Origin of the sequence: Tabrizicola sp., assembly GCF_022842145.1 — a bacterium.
GTDB lineage: Bacteria > Pseudomonadota > Alphaproteobacteria > Rhodobacterales > Rhodobacteraceae > Tabrizicola.
In genome coordinates this window covers 745215-766361 of sequence record NZ_JALHQD010000001.1, presented here as the reverse complement: position 1 = coordinate 766361, position 21147 = coordinate 745215, and the positions used below count along the sequence as shown (strand labels likewise).

Annotated in this window: 19 protein-coding genes; 12 read left to right on the top strand and 7 right to left on the bottom strand. The window is 66.4% G+C overall.

Going from position 1 to position 21147, the window contains the following annotated elements:
- Positions 1 to 2: 2 nt before the first annotated feature.
- Positions 3 to 587: a Smr/MutS family protein gene (locus Q0C42_RS03910; RefSeq protein WP_295072234.1), complete on the top strand. Its 585-nt coding sequence runs from the start codon at positions 3 to 5 to the stop codon at positions 585 to 587.
- A gap of 28 nt (positions 588 to 615) precedes the next feature.
- Here Q0C42_RS03910 and Q0C42_RS03905 read toward each other — a convergent pair whose 3' ends face one another.
- Positions 616 to 1710 (bottom strand): alpha/beta fold hydrolase, encoded by a 1095-nt coding sequence (locus Q0C42_RS03905; protein WP_295072231.1) that lies wholly within the window; start codon positions 1708 to 1710, stop codon positions 616 to 618.
- 118 nt (positions 1711 to 1828) lie between these two features.
- On the opposite strand from Q0C42_RS03905, the gene Q0C42_RS03900 reads away from it, so the two are divergent.
- Positions 1829 to 2572, top strand: a complete 744-nt coding sequence (locus Q0C42_RS03900; RefSeq protein WP_295072228.1) for an SDR family NAD(P)-dependent oxidoreductase — start codon at positions 1829 to 1831, stop codon at positions 2570 to 2572.
- On the opposite strand, the gene msrA is transcribed toward Q0C42_RS03900, so the two are convergent.
- On the bottom strand, positions 2569 to 3162 hold the full coding sequence (msrA, locus tag Q0C42_RS03895) for a peptide-methionine (S)-S-oxide reductase MsrA (protein ID WP_295072225.1): 594 nt from the start codon (positions 3160 to 3162) through the stop codon (positions 2569 to 2571). The two genes, Q0C42_RS03900 and msrA, sit on opposite strands and share 4 nt — an antisense overlap.
- A 222-nt stretch (positions 3163 to 3384) precedes the next feature.
- Here msrA and Q0C42_RS03890 point away from each other — a divergent pair, with 222 nt between their 5' ends.
- Complete coding sequence (locus Q0C42_RS03890; protein WP_295072222.1) at positions 3385 to 5289, top strand: alpha/beta hydrolase; 1905 nt, start codon at positions 3385 to 3387, stop codon at positions 5287 to 5289.
- Positions 5290 to 5304: 15 nt separating this feature from the next.
- On the opposite strand, the gene Q0C42_RS03885 is transcribed toward Q0C42_RS03890, so the two are convergent.
- The 3 genes from Q0C42_RS03885 to Q0C42_RS03875 form a co-directional block, all read right to left on the bottom strand.
- Positions 5305 to 6192 (bottom strand): EamA family transporter, encoded by an 888-nt coding sequence (locus tag Q0C42_RS03885; RefSeq protein ID WP_295072218.1) that lies wholly within the window; start codon positions 6190 to 6192, stop codon positions 5305 to 5307.
- Positions 6189 to 7268 (bottom strand): Glu/Leu/Phe/Val dehydrogenase dimerization domain-containing protein, encoded by a 1080-nt coding sequence (locus Q0C42_RS03880; protein ID WP_295072215.1) that lies wholly within the window; start codon positions 7266 to 7268, stop codon positions 6189 to 6191. The genes Q0C42_RS03885 and Q0C42_RS03880 overlap by 4 nt, the downstream gene beginning before the upstream one ends.
- Positions 7269 to 7452: 184 nt before the next feature.
- Positions 7453 to 8679, bottom strand: a complete 1227-nt coding sequence (locus Q0C42_RS03875) for an argininosuccinate synthase (RefSeq protein WP_295072212.1) — start codon at positions 8677 to 8679, stop codon at positions 7453 to 7455.
- 155 nt (positions 8680 to 8834) lie between these two features.
- On the opposite strand from Q0C42_RS03875, the gene Q0C42_RS03870 reads away from it, so the two are divergent.
- Entirely contained in the window at positions 8835 to 9602 is a 768-nt protein-coding gene (locus Q0C42_RS03870) for a hypothetical protein (RefSeq protein ID WP_295072209.1), read from the top strand.
- A gap of 39 nt (positions 9603 to 9641) precedes the next feature.
- Entirely contained in the window at positions 9642 to 10889 is a 1248-nt protein-coding gene (ilvA, locus tag Q0C42_RS03865; RefSeq protein ID WP_295072206.1) for a threonine ammonia-lyase IlvA, read from the top strand.
- On the opposite strand, the gene Q0C42_RS03860 is transcribed toward ilvA, so the two are convergent.
- Positions 10886 to 11218 carry an Hpt domain-containing protein gene (locus Q0C42_RS03860; protein WP_295072204.1) on the bottom strand — a complete coding sequence of 111 codons (333 nt, stop codon included), beginning with the start codon at positions 11216 to 11218 and terminating at the stop codon, positions 10886 to 10888. The two genes, ilvA and Q0C42_RS03860, sit on opposite strands and share 4 nt — an antisense overlap.
- A 166-nt stretch (positions 11219 to 11384) precedes the next feature.
- On the opposite strand from Q0C42_RS03860, the gene Q0C42_RS03855 reads away from it, so the two are divergent.
- Positions 11385 to 12632: a SpoIIE family protein phosphatase gene (locus Q0C42_RS03855; protein WP_295072201.1), complete on the top strand. Its 1248-nt coding sequence runs from the start codon at positions 11385 to 11387 to the stop codon at positions 12630 to 12632.
- On the opposite strand, the gene Q0C42_RS03850 is transcribed toward Q0C42_RS03855, so the two are convergent.
- Complete coding sequence (locus Q0C42_RS03850) at positions 12624 to 13061, bottom strand: NUDIX hydrolase (RefSeq protein ID WP_295072199.1); 438 nt, start codon at positions 13059 to 13061, stop codon at positions 12624 to 12626. The two genes, Q0C42_RS03855 and Q0C42_RS03850, sit on opposite strands and share 9 nt — an antisense overlap.
- A gap of 90 nt (positions 13062 to 13151) precedes the next feature.
- On the opposite strand from Q0C42_RS03850, the gene Q0C42_RS03845 reads away from it, so the two are divergent.
- The 6 genes from Q0C42_RS03845 (at position 13152) to Q0C42_RS03820 (ending at position 21114) form a co-directional block, all read left to right on the top strand.
- On the top strand, positions 13152 to 14138 hold the full coding sequence (locus tag Q0C42_RS03845) for an Hsp33 family molecular chaperone HslO (RefSeq protein WP_295072196.1): 987 nt from the start codon (positions 13152 to 13154) through the stop codon (positions 14136 to 14138).
- A complete protein-coding gene (locus tag Q0C42_RS03840; protein WP_295072193.1) occupies positions 14135 to 14731 on the top strand; it encodes a CoA pyrophosphatase in 597 nt (198 codons plus the stop codon). Before Q0C42_RS03845 ends, Q0C42_RS03840 begins: the two co-directional genes overlap by 4 nt.
- The gene (locus Q0C42_RS03835; protein WP_295072190.1) at positions 14728 to 15882 is read left to right on the top strand and encodes a CCA tRNA nucleotidyltransferase; all 1155 of its coding nucleotides are present in this window, start codon (positions 14728 to 14730) and stop codon (positions 15880 to 15882) included. The genes Q0C42_RS03840 and Q0C42_RS03835 overlap by 4 nt, the downstream gene beginning before the upstream one ends.
- Positions 15883 to 16044: 162 nt before the next feature.
- Positions 16045 to 17892: an ABC transporter ATP-binding protein gene (locus Q0C42_RS03830; protein WP_295072188.1), complete on the top strand. Its 1848-nt coding sequence runs from the start codon at positions 16045 to 16047 to the stop codon at positions 17890 to 17892.
- Between the two features lie 142 nt (positions 17893 to 18034).
- Positions 18035 to 19891 carry an ABC transporter ATP-binding protein gene (locus tag Q0C42_RS03825; RefSeq protein WP_295072185.1) on the top strand — a complete coding sequence of 619 codons (1857 nt, stop codon included), beginning with the start codon at positions 18035 to 18037 and terminating at the stop codon, positions 19889 to 19891.
- Positions 19888 to 21114, top strand: a complete 1227-nt coding sequence (locus Q0C42_RS03820) for a class I SAM-dependent RNA methyltransferase (RefSeq protein ID WP_295072182.1) — start codon at positions 19888 to 19890, stop codon at positions 21112 to 21114. The genes Q0C42_RS03825 and Q0C42_RS03820 overlap by 4 nt, the downstream gene beginning before the upstream one ends.
- Positions 21115 to 21147: the final 33 nt, after the last annotated feature.

The following is a 21147-nucleotide window of genomic DNA, read 5'->3' as shown; positions in this document are numbered from 1 at the left end:
CAATGGCGCGCCGTCGTTCCCTTTCGCCCGAGGAGGCCGACCTCTGGCGCAGCGTCGCGCAGACCGCCCGGCCCCTGCACAGCCAGCCGCTCCACCTGCCCAATCCGCCCGCCCCGTCCGAGCCGCCGCCGATGGCCCATGCCAAGCCGCGCTTGTCGCCCTTCCTCTTGGGGGAAAAGCACCGCGCGCCCGAAAAGCGCGACCTCAAGCCGACGCTGCCCGATCTTCTGGGTCAGGCCCCGCTGCGCATGGATGCCGGGACCCACGCCAGGATGACCCGTGGCAAGCTACAGCCCGAAGCGCGGATCGATCTCCACGGCATGACCCTCGCCGAAGCGCATCCCGAGCTGATCCGCTTCATCCTGAACGCCCATTCCGCCGGGATGCGGCTGGTGCTGGTCATCACCGGCAAGGGCAAGCGGCGGGACGACACCGGCCCGATCCCCCAGCGGATCGGTGCGCTGCGCCATCAGGTCCCGCACTGGCTGCACCTGCCGCCGCTTGGTCCCGCCGTCCTGCAAGTCAGCGAAGCCCACCTGAAACACGGCGGCGGTGGGGCCTACTACGTCTACCTGCGCCGTCGCTGACTGGAAGGTCAGGCGTCAGCCCGCCAACTCATGGCCGTCCCTCGGCAATCGCCTCCACCGGGCGCAGGACGATCTCGGTCGCATTGCGCACCGTAAGCACCAGCCCCGGCAGCAGCCCGACGCGGCCACGCGCGTCCTTGCTGAAGGCATCCGCAATCCCGACCAGCCCGCCGAACAGCTTCAGCAGTGCCGGGTTCTCGCCCAGGTTCAGGTGCCCCGTCCCCGTCGTATAGGCCGAGGTATCCAGGTAGATCACGTTCAGATCCGCGATCTGGGTCACGCTGTCCATGTTGCCCAGCCGGTCCCCCGTGCCCGACAGCGTGGCCGAGATGTTCAGCACGCGATCCCGCGAGCTGCCGAAGATCACGAAGGGTTCCGGCAGCTTGCCGATGTCCCGCGCCTGCGCCCGGAACACGTCCAGATCCAGATCCGGAGCGATCAGCACGACCCCCTTGATCCGGTCCAAAGCGCCGGGCCCGTCCTTCAGAACCATCTGCCGCAGGCCCTCCATCGTCAGGAAGGCCCCCATCGAATGCGCGACGATGACGATGTCCCGCGCCCCCGCATCCTCGACCTCGTCCAGCAGCGAAACGAAGCCGCTCCGCGCGAACAGGATCGAGTCGCGGTCATAGACATACCCCAGCGCCGACCCGCGCGAGGGCCAGGCGTAATGCACCGCCACCCCCGGCACCTCCAGGTCATGGTGCATCTGCGCGACCCGGTAGACACCCTCGGCCATCGTGTTGTTGAAACCGTGGACATAGACCACCGCGTCGCGCTGCCCCCGCAGCTTCATCGCTGACCGCAGCGCCGTGCTGAAATCGTCGCCCGTCTCGAACCCCCGCGCGTCCAGCGTCAGGAAGTCGCGCTTGCCGTCCGGCTCCCGGGTCTTTGGGGGCCAGTTGACCTCGCCCGGCTCGCGGTCCGTGGGGATCGCCACGTCATAGCGCAGAAAGGTTGGTTCGCCTGACCGCCCGAAAGCATAGGCCTCGCCGTCCTTTTCCCGCGTGGTGCCCACGAAGATCGTCTCCGGCGTTCCGCCCGCAAGTCCATCCGGGGCCATCGTGAAATCGCCGCGCGACGCGCAGCCTGCCAGCACCAGAACCATCAACAGCTTGCGCACCGGCACCTCCACTTTCCGGCGACCCTTGGCCCGGCCATCCGCCTGCGTCAACCATCCACCGTGGACAGCAGCGCGCCTCCGCCGCAGACTGGACACCTTGGCAAGACAGGAGGCCCGCATGACCCTTTCCGGCAAGACTGCCCTCGTCACCGGAGGCAACCGCGGCATCGGCCTTGCCACGGTTCGTGCCTTGGCCCGGGCGGGTGCCACGGTCCATTTCACCGCCCGCAGCGCCGCCAACATCGCCGCCGCCCAGCGCGAGCTTGGGGACATTCCCGCCACCGGACACCTCGCGAACATGACCGAGCGCATTGCGATGGCCACCGTGCTGGACCAGGGCTTCGACATCCTGGTGAACAACGCCGCCGTGATCGCCCCGATCGGCCGCATCCTCGACATCTCGGCCGAGGATTGGGCGCACAGCATCGACATCAACCTCACCTCTGCCTTCGACGTCACACAACGCGCGCTCATGCACATGGTTGCCAAGGGCGGCGGGACCATCGTGAACATCTCCTCGGGGGCGGCCCACCGGCCCCAGGAAGGCTGGTCCGCCTACTGCGCCGGCAAGGCCGGTCTGGCCATGCTGACCCGGTCCGTCCACCTGGAATATGCCGATCAGGGCATCCGCATCTTCGGCTTCGCACCCGGGGTCGTCGACACCGACATGCAGGTCGCCATCCGTGCTTCCGGGATCAACCCGGTGTCCAAGCTGCCCCGCGAAAGCCTGGCACCCGCGTCCGAACCCGCGCAGGCCATCGCCTGGCTCTGCACCTCCGCGGCCGATGCTTTCGCGGGGCAGGAACTCGACGTCCGCGCCCCCGACCTTCGTGCCGCCGCCGGACTGCCGCCGATGGCCTAGTGCGAGAAGGCCTGGGCGCCCCAAAGCTCTTTCAGTCGCGCATCCCGGCCGCAGGCCTTGCGATAGAACTTGTAGGCATTCGCCTTGGACTTCGGACCCGCGCGGGTCAGCACGATCTCGGAGGATTTGTAGTAATCCTGGTGGTACTCCTCCGCGATCCAGAAGGTCCCGGCGTTTCGCACCGGTGTCACGATCTTCGCCCCCAGCACCGCCTCCGCCTCGGCCACAGCCGCCTTGGCGGCCCTGCGCTGGTCCGCGTCCTGCACGAAGATCGCCGTCCGGTAGGCGTCGCCCCGGTCGCAGAACTGCCCGCCCGCATCCAGCACGTCCACCGACCGCAGGAACTTGGCCATCACCTCGCCATACGAGATCACCGCCGGATCAAAGGTGATCTTCACCGCCTCCAGATGCCCGTCGTGGTTCTTGTAGGTCGGGTTCTGCAAGTCGCCCCCGGTATAGCCCGAGACAACCTCGCCAACCCCATCGACCCCCTCGAAGTCGGACTCGACGCACCAGAAGCATCCTCCGGCGACGATGGCCGTCTCGGCCTTCGCCATGCCGGCCAGTCCCAGCACCACGACCAATGCCATTCGCAACATCCACGCCTCCCCTGCAATGTTGCGCGACCGTCTCGCGCAGACCCCGGTAAAGCCAATCACCGATCCGTGGTTCACCAGAAGGTGAAACCGCAGCACCGCGTGCTGCCCATGCCCGGTTCGACGAAACTCCTTGGCCTTGCTCCTGTGCCACAATAGCGTGCCACCAACCTTTGGTGGCCCTGCCGCCGTGCCGCCCCCTGCCGAAAGCCCCGCATGCGCCATGCCCTTCTCGCCCTCGCCCTCCTCGCCACGCCCGCGCTGGCCGAGACCTCGCTCTCCGATGCCGTCTCCAGCCTGGACCTCTTCCCCTGCGAGCTTGGCACCCTGACCTGCACCACGCTGACCGTGCCGCTTGACCACCGCGCCAACGATCCGACCCGCACCTTGGACATCACCTTCGCCCTGTCCTTCGCCACCAACGAAAGCCGCGGCATCCTGTTCTACTTCGTCGGCGGCCCCGGTGGCTCCGGCCTTGCGTCGGCTGACAGCTACCTCTCCGCCTTCGATCCCACGCTGACCGAGAACATGGACATCGTCTTCGTCGACCAGCGCGGCATCGGCGCGGTCCACGGCCTGTCCTGCCCCGTGGCCCAGGCCCGCTTCGACAGCTCCTTCGCCCCCCTGTCCGACACCGAGGCCGTCCTCGCCACCGCCCGCACCTATGTCGCCGACTGTACTGCCGAAATCGGCGCGGGCGACCTCCTGCCCGTCATCAACACCGACCAGGCGGTCCGCGATTCCGAACTCTTCCGCCAGGCCATCGGCGCGCCCAAGGTCTGGCTTTACGGCGAAAGCTACGGCACCCAACTGGTGCAGGCCTATGCCACCCAGGTTCCCCAGGCTGTCCGGGGTGTGATCCTGGACGGTGTCGTCGACCTCACCCTCCCGGCCGAGGGCTTCTACCGCCGCTACACCCTTGCGGCCGAGACGCTGCTGGCCGAGACCTTCGACCTTTGCACCGGCATCCCGGCCTGCCAGGCCGACTTCCCGACCGCCCCCGCGCAGGTCTACGACGACCTCGCCGCGCGCCTTGCCTCGGGGCCGCTGACCGTGCCCTACACCCTTGCCGATGGCAGCCGGGTCGACCGGACCCTGACCGCCAGCCACCTGGAAGCCAGCGCCTTCTTCGCCCTTTACTCGCCCGAAGGCCGGGCCGAGTTCCTTCGCGCCATTGCTGCCGCCGGAAAGGGCAATCATGTGCCGCTTCTGCAGCTTGGCTATTCCAACCTCTTCATCGATCCCGAAACCGAAATCGGGATGGAGGACCCCGCCTGGTATGGTGCCGCCTATTACGGGATCACCTGTACCGATTACGACAGCGGCCCCGGCAGTCCCGATGACCAGGCCCGCCGCATCCTTGATGAAGCCCGCGCCCTTGCGCCCGAGGCCCCGCGCCTCCTGCGGTCCTACTTCGTCGAGCGTCTTGCCTGCGCCTATTGGCCTCATCAGGGCCCGGCCACCCGTCCGCAGCCCTATGCCGGGGGCGATTGGCCCACCCTTGTGCTGAACGGCACCAACGATCCGATCACGCCGGTGTCGATGGCCTATTCCGTCCTCGACAACGCGAAGAACGCCTATGGCGTCTTCATTCAAGGCGGCCCTCACGTGATTTGGGGCCGCGGCCTTGCCTGCCCCGACACCATCGTCCAGGCGCTTCTGTTCGACGGCACCCTGCCCGCCGCGCGCGAACAGCTTTGCGAACAGGACCCCATCGCCGACTACACGCCCCTGACCCTGACCGATCCCGCCGACGCCGACGCCTTCACCGTGGCCCGCGCCGTCGAGACCGAACTTCAGACCTATATCCCGCTTCTGTCCTGGGACGGTGATCACCCCACGTCCTTCGGTTGCCCCTTCGGTGGCACGATCCTCGCCACGCCAACCGAACGGGGGACCGACTTCACCTTCACCGGCTGCGGTTTCTGGCCCGACCTAGGCTTCGGCGGAACCGCGGTGGAGATCCGGATGGACGACGCCGACGACGGGATCACGATTAACCTGACCATCACCGGCGCGCAGACGGGCGATCTGACCTACCTCCACCGCAGCGTGGACAAGGCTTTCAGCCTGACCGGCAGCTGGAACGGTCAGCCCGCAGGATTGCCCAGACTGCCCTGAACCCTCCCGGCGCCGTCATGCTGCCGCTTCGGCCGATGAAATCCTGACCACCAGGATCGACGCGATCACCACGCAAGCCAGGCCGACGGTTTGCAGCGCACTCGGCACTTCCAGCAGCAGGACAATCCCCAGCACTGCCGCCACGGCCGGCTCCAGGCTCAGCAGGATGCTGAAGGTCTGCGACCCAAGCTGTCGCAGGGCGGCCATCTCGAACCAGCAGGTCAGCAAAGGCGCCAGGATTGCCAGGCTGACCGTGCCAAGGACGACGGGAACCGAGGGCGCGGCCGTCATTCCGATCAGTCCGAACGGCGTCAGCAGGATTGCCGCGGTCAGCAGGGCAATCGTCAGACCATCCGTTCCCGGGAACAGCGCGCCAACGCGGCGCGACAGCAGGATATACGCCGCAAAGCCGCAGGCCGAGACTGCGGCCAGCGCCACTCCGACCGGGTTGGCGGTCCAGCCGGTGCCGGCACCCGTCGACCAGGGGTCAAGCGACAGCAGCACCCCGACCCCGGCCAACAGCGCCAAAGCCGTAAAGCGCCAGCCCCGCGCGCCCAGCATGGCCACCGAAAGCGGCCCCAGGAACGCGATGGTCGAAGCAAGGCCCAGCGGAATATGGTTCACGGCGGCAAAGTAGGCCGCCGACATCGTGGCCAGCGCCGCCCCCAGCATCAGTGCCGCAAGCATCGCCTTGCGGTCCAGACCCCGCAGCTTGGGTCGGGTAAGGACCATCATGATCGCCGCCGCGGCTGCCATCCGAAGCCATGTGACACCGGGGACACCGATCTCGGCGACCAGCGGCCGCGACAGGGCCGCGGAAAGCTGGACGAAGACCATGGCGGAAACCGCCAGGGCAACGGCCGGCGCGATGGTGGTGGTGCGATATGGAAAAGCGATGGTCATGCCGCCACCGCCTCGGCCATGACGCCGTCCATTGCGCGGGTCCGGCCCATGCGCTGGGCCGCCAACTCGTCCGCCAGCTGCGACGGGGCAACACTCCGTCGCCGGGCCTCCTCCAGAAGATCGGTGGTGGTTTCGGCAATCGCCTCGCAGGCCTTCAGCACGCCCTGGGTCGAATAACCCGCGCCTTCCATCGCCACGTCGATGACCCCCCCGGCATTGGCAATGTAGTCCGGGACGTAAAGGATCCGGCGCTGGTGCAGGGCCAGCCCATGCTGCGCGGTCTGCAATTGGTTGTTGGCCCCGCCGACCACGATTCCGGCCCGGATCAGCGGCAGCGAGGCATCGCAGATCACATCCTCGAACGCATTCGGGGACAGCACGTCCACCGGCTCGGACAGGATGCGGTCGACCGAAACCGCCTCGGCTCCAAAATCCAGGGCCGCCCGTTCAACCAGCTCCCGCCGGGGATCCGCGACCACCAGTTCCGCGCCCGCTTCGGAAAGATAGGCGCAGAGCCGCATTCCAAGGTTGCCCAGCCCCTGCACGGCAACGCGCACTCCGCCAAGTCCAGACAGACCCCAGCGATGCTCGACTGCGGCGCGCAGGGCAAGGAACGTGCCGTAAGCCGCTGCCGGGCAGGCTTCGCCCGTGTGCAAGGCAAAGCCGCGCGCATGCGGAGTGATCTCGCGCATGACCTCCATGTCGCGGACCGAGGTCCCTGAATCGTCCGCCGTCAGGTAGCTGCCGCCCAGCTGGTGGATCGCCTCGGCCAAAGCGCGCAGCATGGCATCGGTCTTCTGCGTTGCGGGGTCCGCGATGACCACGCACTTCCCGCCGCCGAAGGGCAGCCCCGCCATCGCCGACTTGCGCGACATCGCTTCGGACAGCCGCAACGCATCCCGCAGCGCATCCGCGCGCGACGGATAAGGCTTCACCCGGCACCCGCCGAAGGCCGGACCCCGCGCCGTGCTGTGAATGGCGATGATCGCCTCAAGCCCGGCGGCCTTGTCCGAAACCGAAATCACCCGCTCATGCGTCGGGTGCGATGCGCTTGTCCGGTCGTCCAGCAGTACCATGTCCGAAGTCCTCCCCCTCACCGAAGATGGCTTCGGCAAAAGGCAGGCTAGCCCCGGTCGCAGGGCAGGGCAGTTCCCTGGGGAACACGTGAAACGGTAGACGCCAAAAAGTTAAGGGAGCGTAAAACGCCCCCTGTAACCATTTGATTTCATTCCGTAAGCCAATCTGTCCAGGTGGACAGCCCTACTTGGCGACCCGAGCATTCCGGCTGGCGATTAACCGCAGCCGCAGGGCATTCAGCCGGATGAAGCCTTCCGCATCCTTCTGATCGTAAGCCCCCGCATCCTCCTCGAACGTGACGTGCTTCTCGGAATACAAGGAATGATCCGACCACCGCGCCACCGTCCGCGCCGACCCCTTGTACAGCTTGACCCGCACCGTCCCGGTCACGTGCTCCTGCGTCTTGTCGATCAGCGCCTGCAGCGCCTCCCGCTCGGGGCTGAACCAGAACCCGTTGTAGATCAATTCCGCATAGCGCGGCATGATGCTGTCCTTCAGGTGGCCAGCCCCCGCATCCAGCGTGATCTGCTCGATCCCCCGGTGCGCTTCCAAAAGGATCGTCCCGCCGGGCGTCTCGTACAGCCCCCGCGACTTCATCCCCACGAACCGGTTTTCCACCAGGTCCAGAAGGCCGACGCCATGCTTGCCGCCGATTTCGTTCAGCCGCGCCAGGATCGTCGCCGGCGACAAGGCCTCGCCGTTGATCGACACCGCATCGCCCCGCTCGAACCCGATCTCGACATGTTCGGCCACATCGGGGGCCTTCTCGACCGGCACGACGCGCTGATAGACGAACTCCGGAGCTTCTTCGGCCGGGTTCTCCAGCACCTTCCCCTCGGAGGAGGTGTGCAACAGGTTCGCATCCACAGAAAACGGAGCCTCGCCGCGCTTGTCCTTGGCGATCGGGATCTGGTTCGCCTCGGCAAACTCCAGAAGCTTCGTCCGGCTGGTCAGGTCCCACAAGCGCCACGGCGCGATGACCTTGATCGCGGGGTCCAGCGCGGCGGCAGACAGCTCGAACCGCACCTGATCGTTGCCCTTGCCCGTCGCCCCATGCGCCACCGCGTCGGCCCCGGTCTCATGCGCGATCCGCACCAGATGCTGGCTGATCAGCGGGCGCGCAATGGACGTGCCCAGCAGATACAGCCCCTCGTACAGCGCATTGGCCCGGAACATCGGGAACACGAAGTCCCGCACGAATTCCTCGCGCACGTCGACGATGTGGATGTTCTCCGGCTTGATCCCCATCAGGATCGCCTTCTGCCGCGCCGGTTCCAGCTCTTCGCCCTGGCCCAGGTCGGCGGTGAAGGTCACCACCTCGCAGCCATATTCGGTCTGCAGCCATTTGAGGATGATCGAGGTATCAAGGCCGCCCGAATAGGCAAGGACGACTTTCTTCGGCTTCAGCATCGGGAAGGCTCCCCCATGAATTTCTGGCACGCAGTGTCTGGCACGGTTTAGCTGGCGCTTAAAACGAAACACCAGCAAGGGCAAGGACGCCGCGACGCTTGACGGGTGACCAAATCCGGATTCCAGTGCCCGGACATTCCCCATCGGAGCCCGTCATGAGTTTTCGCATTTTCCTTCACTCCTTTCGCCAGGTCTTCGGCAACCTTTCCGGGGCCCTGAAGGTCTCGGGCGTGTTGATGCTTGTCCAGTTCGCCGTGTTTCTGACCATCGGCCGCTCGATGCCGACGGACGAGGCCGGGATGCGGCAGTTGATGATGCAAGGCGAGATGCCCTGGGGCCGGATCTTCCTGGGCGGCCTTGTCACCACCGTGCTCTGGCTTTGGATCGTTGTCGGCTGGCATCGCTACATCCTGCTGAACGAACAGCCCCGCCTGGTCCCGGCCTTCCGCCCTGACCGGATGCTGGGCTACTTCGGCAAATCGCTCCTGGTCGGCCTGATCCTCTTGCCGCTTGCGCTGATCCTCGGCTTTGTCGCAGGCAGCATCGCCTCGGGCATGGTGCAGGGTGGGGGCAACGTTATCCCTGCGCTGGTTGCCATGGGCCTGATCGTCTATGTCCCCCTCGCCGTCGTGGCCATGCGCCTTGGCACCATGCTGCCCGGCGCCGCACTCGAGCCCGGCGTTCCCGTCTTCAGCGGCTGGGAGGCTACGCGCGGCGCAACCTTCACCATCCTGGGGGTCGTTGTGCTGACCGGCGGCTTTGCCCTGCTGCTGGAATTCGTGGGCATGCGGATCTTCGGCGAACCGGTGTCCGGCCCGGCGCTGGTCTACGAACTGGTCAAGCAATGGATCATCGCGTTGGTCGGCGCTTCGATCCTGACCACGCTTTACGGCCACTACATCGAGAAGCGTCCGATTGTCTAAAACTTGCACCGCGCATCGGCATCGGTCATGCCAATGGACATGACCGATTTCCCCACCCAGGCCCGAGCCGCGACCCAAGCCCTGCGCGAACTCTTCCCCGAGACGCCGCTTCAACGGAACGACTTCCTCTCGGCCCGCTACGACGCCGAGATCTGGCTGAAGCGCGAGGACCTCTCGCCCGTCCGCAGTTACAAGCTGCGCGGGGCCTTCAACGCCATGCGCAAAGTCCGGACGCGCCAGCCGGACCAGCACCAGTTCGTCTGCGCCAGTGCGGGCAACCACGCGCAGGGGGTGGCCTTCGCCTGCCGCCACTTCGGAGTGCAGGGCGTGATCTTCATGCCCGTGACCACGCCGCAGCAGAAGATCGACAAGACCCGCGTCTTCGGCGGCGAAAACATCCGGATCGAGCTGACGGGCGACTATTTCGACCAGACCCTGGCCGCCGCGCAGACCTATTGCGCCGAACAGCAGGCGCATTTCCTGTCGCCCTTCGATGATCCCGACGTGATCGAAGGCCAAGCCTCGGTCGCCGTGGAACTGCTGGAGCAACTGGGCCGCGCGCCCGACCTCGTGGTTCTTCCTGTGGGCGGGGGTGGTCTGTCCTCGGGCGTCACCGGCTATCTGCGGGACGTGGCCCCGGGAACCGATTTCCGCTTTGTCGAGCCCTTGGGCGGGGCCAGCCTGACCGCCGCTCTGCAGGAAGGTGCACCCACGAAGCTTCCCCGCGTCAACAGCTTCGTTGACGGCGCAGCCGTGGCCCGCGTCGGGGACAACACCTTCCGCATGCTGTCCTGGGTCGATGCCTCGAACGTGCTTCTCGCGCCGGAGGACCGCATCTGCGTCACGATGCTGGAAATGCTGAACCACGAAGGCATCGTCCTGGAACCCGCAGGCGCGCTGTCGGTCGATGTCCTGCCCGAACTTGCAGACGAGATTCGCGGCAAGACCGTGGTCTGCGTCACCTCCGGCGGGAACTTCGACTTCGAGCGCCTCCCCGAAGTCAAGGAACGCGCCCAACGCTATGCCGGGCTGAAGAAGTACTTCATCCTGCGGATGCCGCAGCGACCCGGCGCCCTGCGCGAATTCCTGAACCTGCTTGGCCCGGATGATGACATCACCCGGTTCGAATACCTGAAGAAATCCGCGCGCAACTTCGGTTCGGTCCTGATCGGGATCGAGACCAAGACCGCCGGCCACTTCGACGACTTCCGCCGCCGGATGGAGGGAGCAGGCCTTGCCTTCCGCGACATCACCAACGACGAGGCGCTGTCCGAGTTCCTGATCTAGGCCGCGCCCGCCTTGTCCTTCGACAAGCCGCCCAGCAGCCCCGCGCGCGACGCCTGCCAGATCGCGGCGACCTGCATCATGTCGATCGCCTGCCCCCCGCCTGCCTTGCGCTCTCCCTCCTGGCAGATCGCCGCCAGATCCGAGAGGCCAAGGTTCAGCGCGCTGCCCTTCAGGAAATGCAGCTGACCCTCCACCTCGGCCGGTGGCAGTCCCGACAGCAAGGCGCGCACCGCACCTTCCGCCTCGTCCAGGAACATGTCGGCCACCTCGACAAAGCCGTCGGCACCGATCTCCTCCTGCAGTTCCGCAACCCGTTTCCAGTCAATCATGGCACCACACCCCACTACGCCATCCCAAGGCGGCATCCTTGTGCCTGCGCGGTTAACATTTGGTGCCCGGCCCTCGTCCAAGCGCCGCGCATTTTAGCATTCACCGCCCGTTAAGATCGCGGCTCCAGTCTGCCGGGAACGGAGGTGGTTTGTGTTTGTCAGCCCAATGAAGCTTGAAGATGGAATTCCTGCCAGCGCCGCCCCGCGTCACGTGCTGGTCGTCGATGACAGTCGCGCGCAACGGCACATGGTCTCGATGCAGCTGCGCCGTTGGGGCTACCAGGTCAGCGAATGCGAAACCGCCATCGCGGCCCTTGACCTGTGCCGGTCGGGTGACTTCGACATCATCATCAGCGACTGGATGATGCCCGGCATGACCGGGCTGGAGTTTTGCCGTGCATTCAGGGCTTTACCGCGGGAGGCCTACGGCTATTTCGTTCTTCTGACGTCAAAGTCCGAAACCACGGAAATCGCCGACGGGCTGGAGGCGGGGGCGGACGATTTCCTGACCAAGCCCGTCGCCTCCAGCGAACTGCGCGCACGCCTGCGGGCCGGGGAACGGATGCTTGCCATGCATGCAGAGCTTCTGGCCAAGAACAAGGTCATCGTGTCGACCCTTGTCGAATTGCAGAAGATCTATGATTCGCTCGACCGCGACCTGATTGAGGCGCGAAAGCTGCAGCAGACCCTGATCCGCGACCGGGTGCGCGATTACGGCTGGGCGCGCGTCTCGCTTCTGTTGCGCAATTCAGGGCGGGTCGGCGGCGATCTCGTTGGCAGTTTCCGCGTGGATGAAGACCGGGTGGTCGTCTATTCGATCGACGTCTCGGGTCATGGCGTCGCCTCGGCGATGATGACGGCGCGGCTGGCGGGCTTCCTGACCGGCTCGTCGCCGGAACAGAACCTGGCCTTCCAGACCGGAGCCGAGGGGGAACACGTCTTTCTGCCCCCTGCTGCGGTCGTCGACCGCTTCAACCGCCTGATGCTCGAGGAGATTCAGGCCGAGCAGTACTTCACGATGGTCTTCGCGGTGATCGACCGCCGCACTGGCCGCCTTGACCTTGTGCAGGCAGGCCATCCGCATCCGCTGCTTTTGCGGTCGGACGGGCGGGTGCAGCGACTGGGTCAGGGCGGCCTGCCGGTCGGCCTGATCGCGGAAGCCCGGTTCGACCCGATCTCGGTCCAGATTTCGCCCGGCGACCGGCTGGTTCTCTGTTCCGACGGGTTCACCGAATGCCCGCTGCCTTCCGGCGCAGACTTCGGCGAGGATGGTCTGACCGAAAGCCTGCAAGCCTCGGCCCACCTCTCCGGCGCCGATCTGCTGGAGGCGATGGTCTGGGACCTGACCCGTGCCGCAGGCACCGATTCCTTTCCCGACGACGTCTCGGGGATCGTGCTGGACCTTTTAGCGTAGCAGACGCGCCAGCATCGCCCGGTCTCCCGCGTTTCCCAGCCGCGCCAACGCTTCCTCCACGGGCAGCCAGACCGCCGTGTGCCCCGCTTCCGATGGCGGACCCAGCCGCCGCACGGGCTGCGCCAGATAGACCGTGCACAGCTTCTCGGCCCACATGTCGTACTCCGGCATGTAGGTGAACCGCCGGAACGCCCCCAGATGCCGCCGGACCGCGATCTTCCAGCCGGTTTCCTCGAACACTTCCCGGTGCAGCGCCGCGATGGGCTGTTCGCCCCTGTCGATCCCGCCGCCCGGCAACTGGAACTCCGGTACCGGGCTTGCCTGATGCGTCGCCAGGATGTGGTCGCCCTCCAGCAAAACCGCGTAGACCCCCGGCCGCCGCGTGTACCGCTGCCCCGGCTTCACCGGCTCACCATAGCGTCGGATCATGCCAAACCCCCTTGGACCTGCGGTTGCTCTGACTATATAGGCGCGATATGCCAGCACTGGCACTTTCGGGAAACCCCCCAGGAACTCCAAATGACCACCGGTTCTCAAATCGCCTGGGACGATACCGTCCTGCCTTTCCAGCTTGACGCCTCGGGCATCCGCGGCCGGGTCGCGCGCCTCGACGGCGTCCTCGACCAGGTCCTGAAGCAGCACGCCTACCCCTCCGTGATCGAGGCCCTGGTGGCCGAGACCGCCCTGCTGACCGCCCTCATCGGTCAGGCCGTCAAGCTGCGCTGGAAACTGTCGCTGCAAGTCCGCGGCAAAGGCCCCGCCCGCCTGATCGCCACCGACTACTATGGCCCGACCGCGGACGGCGAACCCGCCCGCATCCGCGCCTATGCCAGCTATGATGCCGACCGGCTTGACCTGAACGCCGACCCGTTCAGCCAGATCGGCGACGGCTACTTCGCCGTCATGATCGACCAGGGCGAAGGCATGGTCCCCTATCAGGGCTTCACGCCCATCGCCGGGAAAAGCCTCTCCGACTGCGCCGAGACCTACTTCGCCCAATCCGAACAGATCCCCACCCGCTTCCAGCTTGCCTACGGCGAAAGCACCGAACCCGGCCGCCCGATGCACTGGCGCGCCGGGGGCATCATGCTGCAACACATGCCCGCCGTGGGCGGCGTCGCGGCCGATCAGGGCAGCGGCGAGGGTGGGCTTCTTACCCATGCCGACATCCTGGGCGGCGCCGATTCGGACAACTGGAACCGGGCCAACATCCTTCTGGACACCGTCGAGACGCTGGAGATGATCGGCCCGTCGATTCCCCCGACGGACCTTCTGGTCCGCCTGTTCCACGAGGAAGGCCCGCGCGTCTTCGACGCCCAGCCGGTGCGCTTCGGCTGCTCCTGCAGCGAGGAAAAGGTCCGCAGCACGATGTCGATCTACAGCCAGAAGGACATCTCGAAGATGACCACCGAGGCCGGGATCGTCACCGCCGACTGCCAGTTCTGCGGCGCGCATTACGAGATGGACCCCAGGACGCTTGGCTTCGAAGCGGTCAAGCCCGAATGACCGAAACCGAGGACTGGCTTTGCGCGGCGCTTGCCCGCCCCGCCGGGCCGTCCTCGGATTTCGACCTGAACCCAGGTATCCGGCCCTCGGCGGACAAGCCGCTGCGGCCCGCCGCTGTGCTGGTCCCCGTCTGGCTGCGGCCCGAAGGTGCGGGCCTGATCCTAACCAAGCGGTCGTCGCATCTGAAGCACCACCCCGGCCAGATCGCCTTTCCGGGTGGCAAGGTGGACCCCACCGATGCGGGCCCAGAAACCGCCGCCCTGCGCGAGACCCGCGAGGAAATCGGATTGCCACCAGACCGCGTGGACATCATCGGTACGCTCCCCGTCCACGAAACTGTCACCGGCTTCGCCATTACCCCTTACGTGGGTCTGATCCGCGGCCCCTTCGACCCCATGCCCGAGGCTGGCGAGGTAGACGAGGTCTTTACCGTCCCCCTTGCCCACGTGCTGAGCCCCTCCCGCTTCGCCATCGAGCGGCGTCAGTGGATGGGCGTCTGGCGGCGCTACTATGCCGTGCCCTACGGCCCCTATTACATCTGGGGCGCCACCGCGCGTATCCTGCGGGGGTTGGCGGACCGGGTTGAAACATGAGTGCTGACGAAAAAGTCGGGGGCGACTGGCTGGACCATCCGGGGACGCAGGCCCTAATGCAGGCGCTTGAGGCCCAAGGTCACAAGGCACTCTTCGTCGGTGGTTGCGTCCGCAACGCCCTTCTGGGCGAACCCGTCAGCGATGTTGATATCAGCACCGACGCGGCCCCCCAGGCAGTTTCCGACCTCGCGGAAGCCGCAGGTTTCAAGCCCGTCCCCACCGGCATCGACCACGGCACTGTCACCGTGGTGGCCGCTGGCAAACCGCACGAAGTCACCACCTTCCGCCGCGACGTGGAAACCGACGGCCGCCGCGCCGTGGTGGCCTTTTCGACCGACATCCAGGAGGACGCCCAGCGCCGTGACTTCACGATGAACGCACTGTACGCCGACCGCCACGGCAGCGTCATCGACCCGCTGAACGGCCTGTCCGACCTGCAGGCCCGCCGTGTCCGCTTTGTCGGCGACCCGGAAACCCGCATCCGCGAGGATTACCTCCGCATCCTCCGCTTCTTCCGTTTCCACGCGGCCTACGGCGACCCGGACGGCGGCATCGACGCCGAGGGTCTGGCCGCCTGCGCCGCCTTTTCCGCCGGGCTGGAGACGATTTCCAAGGAACGCATCACCGCCGAACTGCGCAAACTTCTCGCCGCCCGCGACCCCGCGCCTTCTGTTGCGGCGATGGCGCAGACCGGCGTCCTGGCACTGATCCTGCCCGGCGCGGACCCCCGCGCGTTGGCTCCACTTGTCCACCTCGACGCGGGCCATCCCGCCCGCTGGCTTCGCCGCCTCGCCGTCCTCGGTGGCGATCCAGATCACCTCCGCCTTTCCAAAGCCGAGGCGCGGGATCTTGCCGCCCTTCGCAACGCACTCGGCTCGCCCGAGACGCCCGCCGCCCTTGGCTGGCAGTTGGGCGACGCCCTCGCCACCGACGCAATCCTCGCCCGCGCCGCCATTTTCGAGACCCCGCCGCCGCCCGCATGGACGGCGGAAATCCAGCGCGGCACTCAGGCCCGGTTTCCCGTCGCCGCAGCCGACCTGATGCCCGCCCTGCAGGGCGAAGCGCTGGGCGCGCGTCTGAAAGCCCTGCAATCACAATGGCTTGCCTCGGACCTGACCGCCACCCGTGAGGCCCTGCTGAAAGAGGCGTGACAAAACGCCACGACTCGGCTACGGATAAGGCACCCAAGAACGGAGACCAGCATGGACAACGGGACCTCGCCAAGACTCACCTGAGTTGGCCGATCCCGTCGTGGCGGCCGCCTTCAGGCACCGCTTCACCCCATCGCTGCATTTTTCTTCGGGTATCCCCAAATGTTTCGTTTCCTCGAAAACCTCGTCGATCCCTATCAGCCCTATGTCGAACAGGACGCGCCCCCCACCCGGCTCTGGCCGTTCCTGAAGGACTACATCCGTCCGTTCAAAGGCATCTTCGCCGTCACCGCCCTGTTTTCGGTCGGCAACGCGGTGCTGGACGTCGGCATGATCTGGTACCTCAGCCGCCTCGTCGACCTGATGACCAATCAGACCCCGCAGGCCTTCCTCGAAAACCACTGGGGTGAAATCCTGATCGCCGCTCTGGTGATTCTGGTCGTCCGGCCTTTGGTGGCAGGTGGCTCGGTCGGCCTTCTGCACAACACGATCCTCACGAACTTTGGCACGATGATGCGGTGGAGGGCGCACCGCCATGTCCTTCGCCAGCCCGTCGGCTGGTTCGAAAGCGACTTCGCGGGGCGCATCGCCAACCGCATCATGCAGGCCCCGCCCGCCGCCGGCGACGCGGTGTTCCAGGTCTTCGACATGGCCGCCTTCGCCGCCGCGACCTTCCTTGGCGCGCTTCTGATGCTGGCCGACGCCGACCCCCGACTGATGATCCCGCTGCTGATCTGGCTGGTCGCCTACATCGCCCTTATGCGCTGGACGATCCGCCGCGCCGGTCCCGCCGCCACCGCCTCCAGCGACGCGCGCAGCGCCGTGACGGGCCGCGTGGTCGACAGCTACACCAACATCCACTCGGTCAAGCTCTTCGCCCACCAGGACAGCGAACTGAACTACGCCAAGGAATCCATCGAGAACGCCCGCACCACCTTCCAGAAGGAAATGCGGATCGTCACCAAGATGGACATCGCCCTGACCTTCATCAACGGGCTGATGATCCTCGGCGTCTCCAGCCTGGCCATGTGGCTCTGGACCCACGACCTAGCGACTGTCGGCGTCGTCGCCGGGGCCGTGGCGCTGGTCCTGCGCCTGCATTCCATGACCTACTGGATCATGTGGGCGTCGACCCAGCTGGTGCAGAACCTCGGCACCCTCGCCGAAGGGATGGAGACGATTGCCCAACCCGTCACCCTGGTCGACAAGGCCGGAGCCAAGCCCCTGGACTTCCGCGACGGCCTCCTGGAACTGAAGGACGTCTCCCACCACTACGGGCGGGGCTTCGGCGGGCTGAAGAACGTCAGCCTGACCATCCGCCCCGGCGAAAAGATCGGCGTCGTCGGCCGCTCCGGCGCGGGGAAGTCCACGCTGGTCAAGCTGATCCTGCGCTTCTACGACACCGAAAGCGGAGCCATCCTGATCGACGGGCAGAACATCGGCGACGTGACGCAAGAGTCGCTTCGCCAGAAGATCGGCATGGTCCAGCAGGATAGCAGCCTCCTCCACCGCTCCGTCCGCGACAACATCCTGTATGGCCGCCCCGAAGCGACGGAAGCCGACATGATCTCCGCCGCGAAGAAGGCCGAGGCGCATGACTTCGTCCTGACGCTGGAAGACCCGCAGGGCCGTCAGGGCTACGACGCCCATGTGGGCGAGCGCGGCGTCAAACTGTCCGGCGGCCAGCGCCAGCGCGTCGCCATCGCCAGGGTGATCCTGAAGGACGCGCCGATCCTGATCCTGGACGAAGCCACCAGCGCGCTGGACAGCGAAGCCGAAGCCGCCATCCAGGGTGCCCTGTACGGTGTGATGGAGGGCAAGACCGTGATCGCCATCGCCCACCGCCTCTCCACCATCGCCGCGATGGACCGGATCGTGGTGCTGGAGGACGGCGAGGTGGTCGAAGACGGCCCCCATAACGAACTCCTGCGTCGGAATGGCCTCTACGCCCGCTTCTGGGCGCGGCAGTCGGGCGGCTTCATCGGGTTGGAAGAGGAAGCCGCCGAGTAACCCTCCTCGTTCGACTTCGTCTCCTCCTCGGCCGAACCCGCGAGGAGGGACGAAGTCCACGACGAGCCGCCTCACAGGGAACTGACTCCCTGCCAGGACGTAAACCCTTGCTTCCCCCCATGGACCGGCCTACCTCACCCTCATGAGCGCCCTTCAAAGCCTCGGCTCCCTCATCGACGCCTTCCGCCCCGCCGACGGCCCCCCGCCGCAACGGCTGGGCGCCTTCATGCGCTGGTCGCTGGCCGGGTCATGGCCGATGCTGGTGGTCGCGGGCATCCTGTCTTCACTGGCGGGCGTCACCGAGGTCGTCTCCGCCCTCATCCTCGGCTGGGTCATCGACGCTGCCGTCAACTCCGGTCCGACCGACTTCTTCACCGCGCACTGGAACCTCGTCGTGTGGTTCCTGGTCTTCTACATCATCCTCCGCCCCCTGGCCTTTGCCGTCTCCTCGGCGTCGAACTCGATCATCATCGGGCCGAACGTGATGCCGCTGGTCCTGTCCCGCTTGCACCGCTGGACCCTGGGCCAGGCCGTCACCTTCTTCGACAACGACTTCGCCGGCCGCATCGCGCAAAAGCAGATGCAGGCCGCCCGCGCGGTCACCGACGTCGCAACCGAAGTCATCAACACCGTCTGCTTCGCCCTGGCCTCCGTCATCGGCTCGGTGGCCTTCCTGGTCATCGTCGACTACCGCGTCGCAGTCGCGCTTCTCGTCTGGCTGATCGCCTATGTCTGGCTCATTCGCTTCTTCATGCCGATGATCCGCACCAATTCCGCCGCCCGCGCCTCCAGCCGGGCGATGGTCTCCGGCCAGGTGGTCGACACGATCACCAACATCAAGACGGTGAAGCTCTTCGCCCACCACGCCTTCGAGGACCGCGTCGCCCTCGACGCGATGGAGGTGTTCCGCGAACGCTCCCTCGAATTCGGGGTCATCTCCACCTGGTTCCGCTTTGCCCTTATGCTGCTGGCCGGGGTCCTTCCCGTCCTCTTGATCGGCGGCACAGTGATGCTCTGGCAACAGGGTGCCGCGACCGCCGGGGACATCGCCGCTGCCGGTGCCATCGCGCTGCGGATCGCGCAGATGTCGGGCTGGGTCAGCTTCACGCTGATGTCGATCTACACTTCGGTGGGCGAGGTCGAGGACGGAATGCGCACCCTGTCGGTCCCCCATACCCTCGCCGATGCGCCGGACGCCAAGCCCCTGCCGCGCGTGCAGGGCGAGATCCGCTTCGACCACGTCACCTTTGCCTACGGCCGCAAACGCGGTGGGGTCCAGGACATCGACCTGACCATTCGCGCCGGGGAAAAGCTGGGCATCGTCGGCGCATCGGGTGCGGGCAAGTCCTCGCTCGTCTCGTTGCTCTTGCGGCTTTACGACCCCGAACAGGGCCGTATCAGCATTGATGGACATGATCTGCGGCAGGTGACGCAGGAATCGCTCCGCCGTCAGATCGGCATGGTCACGCAGGAAACCGCGATGTTCAATCGCAGCGCGCGCGACAATATCGCCTATGGCCGACCCGAGGCTTCGCAGGACGAGATCGTCGCCGCCGCCAAGGCTGCCGAAGCGGACGAGTTCATCGCCCAGATGCTCGACCACAATGGCCGCAAGGGCTATGACGCCTTCCTTGGCGAACGTGGCGTCAAGCTCTCTGGCGGCCAGCGCCAGCGCATCGCCCTGGCCCGCGCCTTCCTGAAGGACGCGCCGATCCTGGTGCTGGACGAGGCGACCTCGGCTCTCGACTCCGAAGTGGAGGCATCCATCCAGGAAGCCTTGGGCCGTGTGATGCAGGGCAAGACCGTCCTCGCCATCGCGCACCGTCTGTCCACCATCGCCGCGATGGACAGGATCATCGTCCTGGACCGTGGCCAGATCGTCGAAATCGGCAGCCATGACGAGCTCCTGGCGAAAGACGGGCTTTACGCGCGCTACTGGAAACGGCAATCAGGCGGCTTCATCGGCGTAGAAGACGAAGAAGCGGAAGCGGCAGAGTGATTGTCACCATCGACCGGCTGGGTCACCTCGGCCACGGCATCGCCGCCAATCCCGGCATTGGCCCCGTTTACGTTCCCGCCGCATTGCCCGGCGAAGTCGTCGAGGGCACCCCCGACGGCGACCGCCTGATCGACGCCAAAATTATCACCCCCTCACCCGACCGGGTCAAACCCCCCTGCCGCCACGCCCGGGCCTGTGGTGGCTGTCAACTCCAGCACGCCTCCGCAACGTTCGTGGCGCAGTGGAAGCAGCACGTTGTCGAAACTGCCCTGTCCGGCCAAGGCCTCACCGCAGAATTCCTGCCCCTCATCACCTCCCCCCCGAACTCCCGCCGCCGCGCCACGCTGTCTGGCCGCCGCACAAAGTCCGGCGTCCTGATCGGCTTCCACGCCCGCGGCTCGGACACCATCGCCGACATCCCGGACTGTCTGCTGCTGCACCCCGGACTGCTCGCCGCCTTCCCCGGCCTGCAGGCGCTGGTTTACGTTGGCGGGTCGCGCACGGCCGAGCTGTCGCTGCAAGTTACCCTCACCCGCGGTGGCCCCGATGTCATGGTGACCGGCGGCAAATCCTTGGATGCGACCCTGCGCATGGACCTCGCCCGTCTGGTCGAAGCCCATGCCTTCTCGCGCCTGACCTGGGACGGCGAGACCGTGGCCTTGCGCGACCGCCCCGCCCTGACGATGGGCAAGGCCACCGTCGTCCCCCCGCCCGGCGCCTTCCTGCAAGCCACGCAAGAAGGCGAAGCCGCGCTTCTGGCGGCCGTCAAGCAGGCCCTTGGCCCGCAAAAGCGCGTCGTCGACCTTTTTTCGGGCGTTGGAACCTTCACCCTACCGCTTGCGGAAGCAATGGAGGTCCACGCCGTCGAAGGCGATGCGGCCATGACCAAGGCTTTGGACCTTGCCGCACGCAACACCCCGAACCTGCACCGCATCAGCACGGAAACCCGCGACCTTTTCCGCCGCCCCCTGGAACCTGACGAGCTGCTCACCTTTACCGGCGCCGTCATCGACCCCCCGCGCGCCGGAGCCGAGGCGCAGACGCAAACCCTTGCCGCCTCGAAAATCCCCGTGATCGCCTTGGTTTCCTGCAACCCGGTCACCTTCGCCCGCGATGCCAAGGCGCTGATCGCCAATGGCTACCGCCTCGACTGGGTCCAGGTCATCGACCAGTTCCGCTGGTCCACCCACATCGAACTGGTCGCCCGCTTGGTCCGCGCCTGACACATCCGTGAAGCCCCCGGCCCTTTGCCGCAC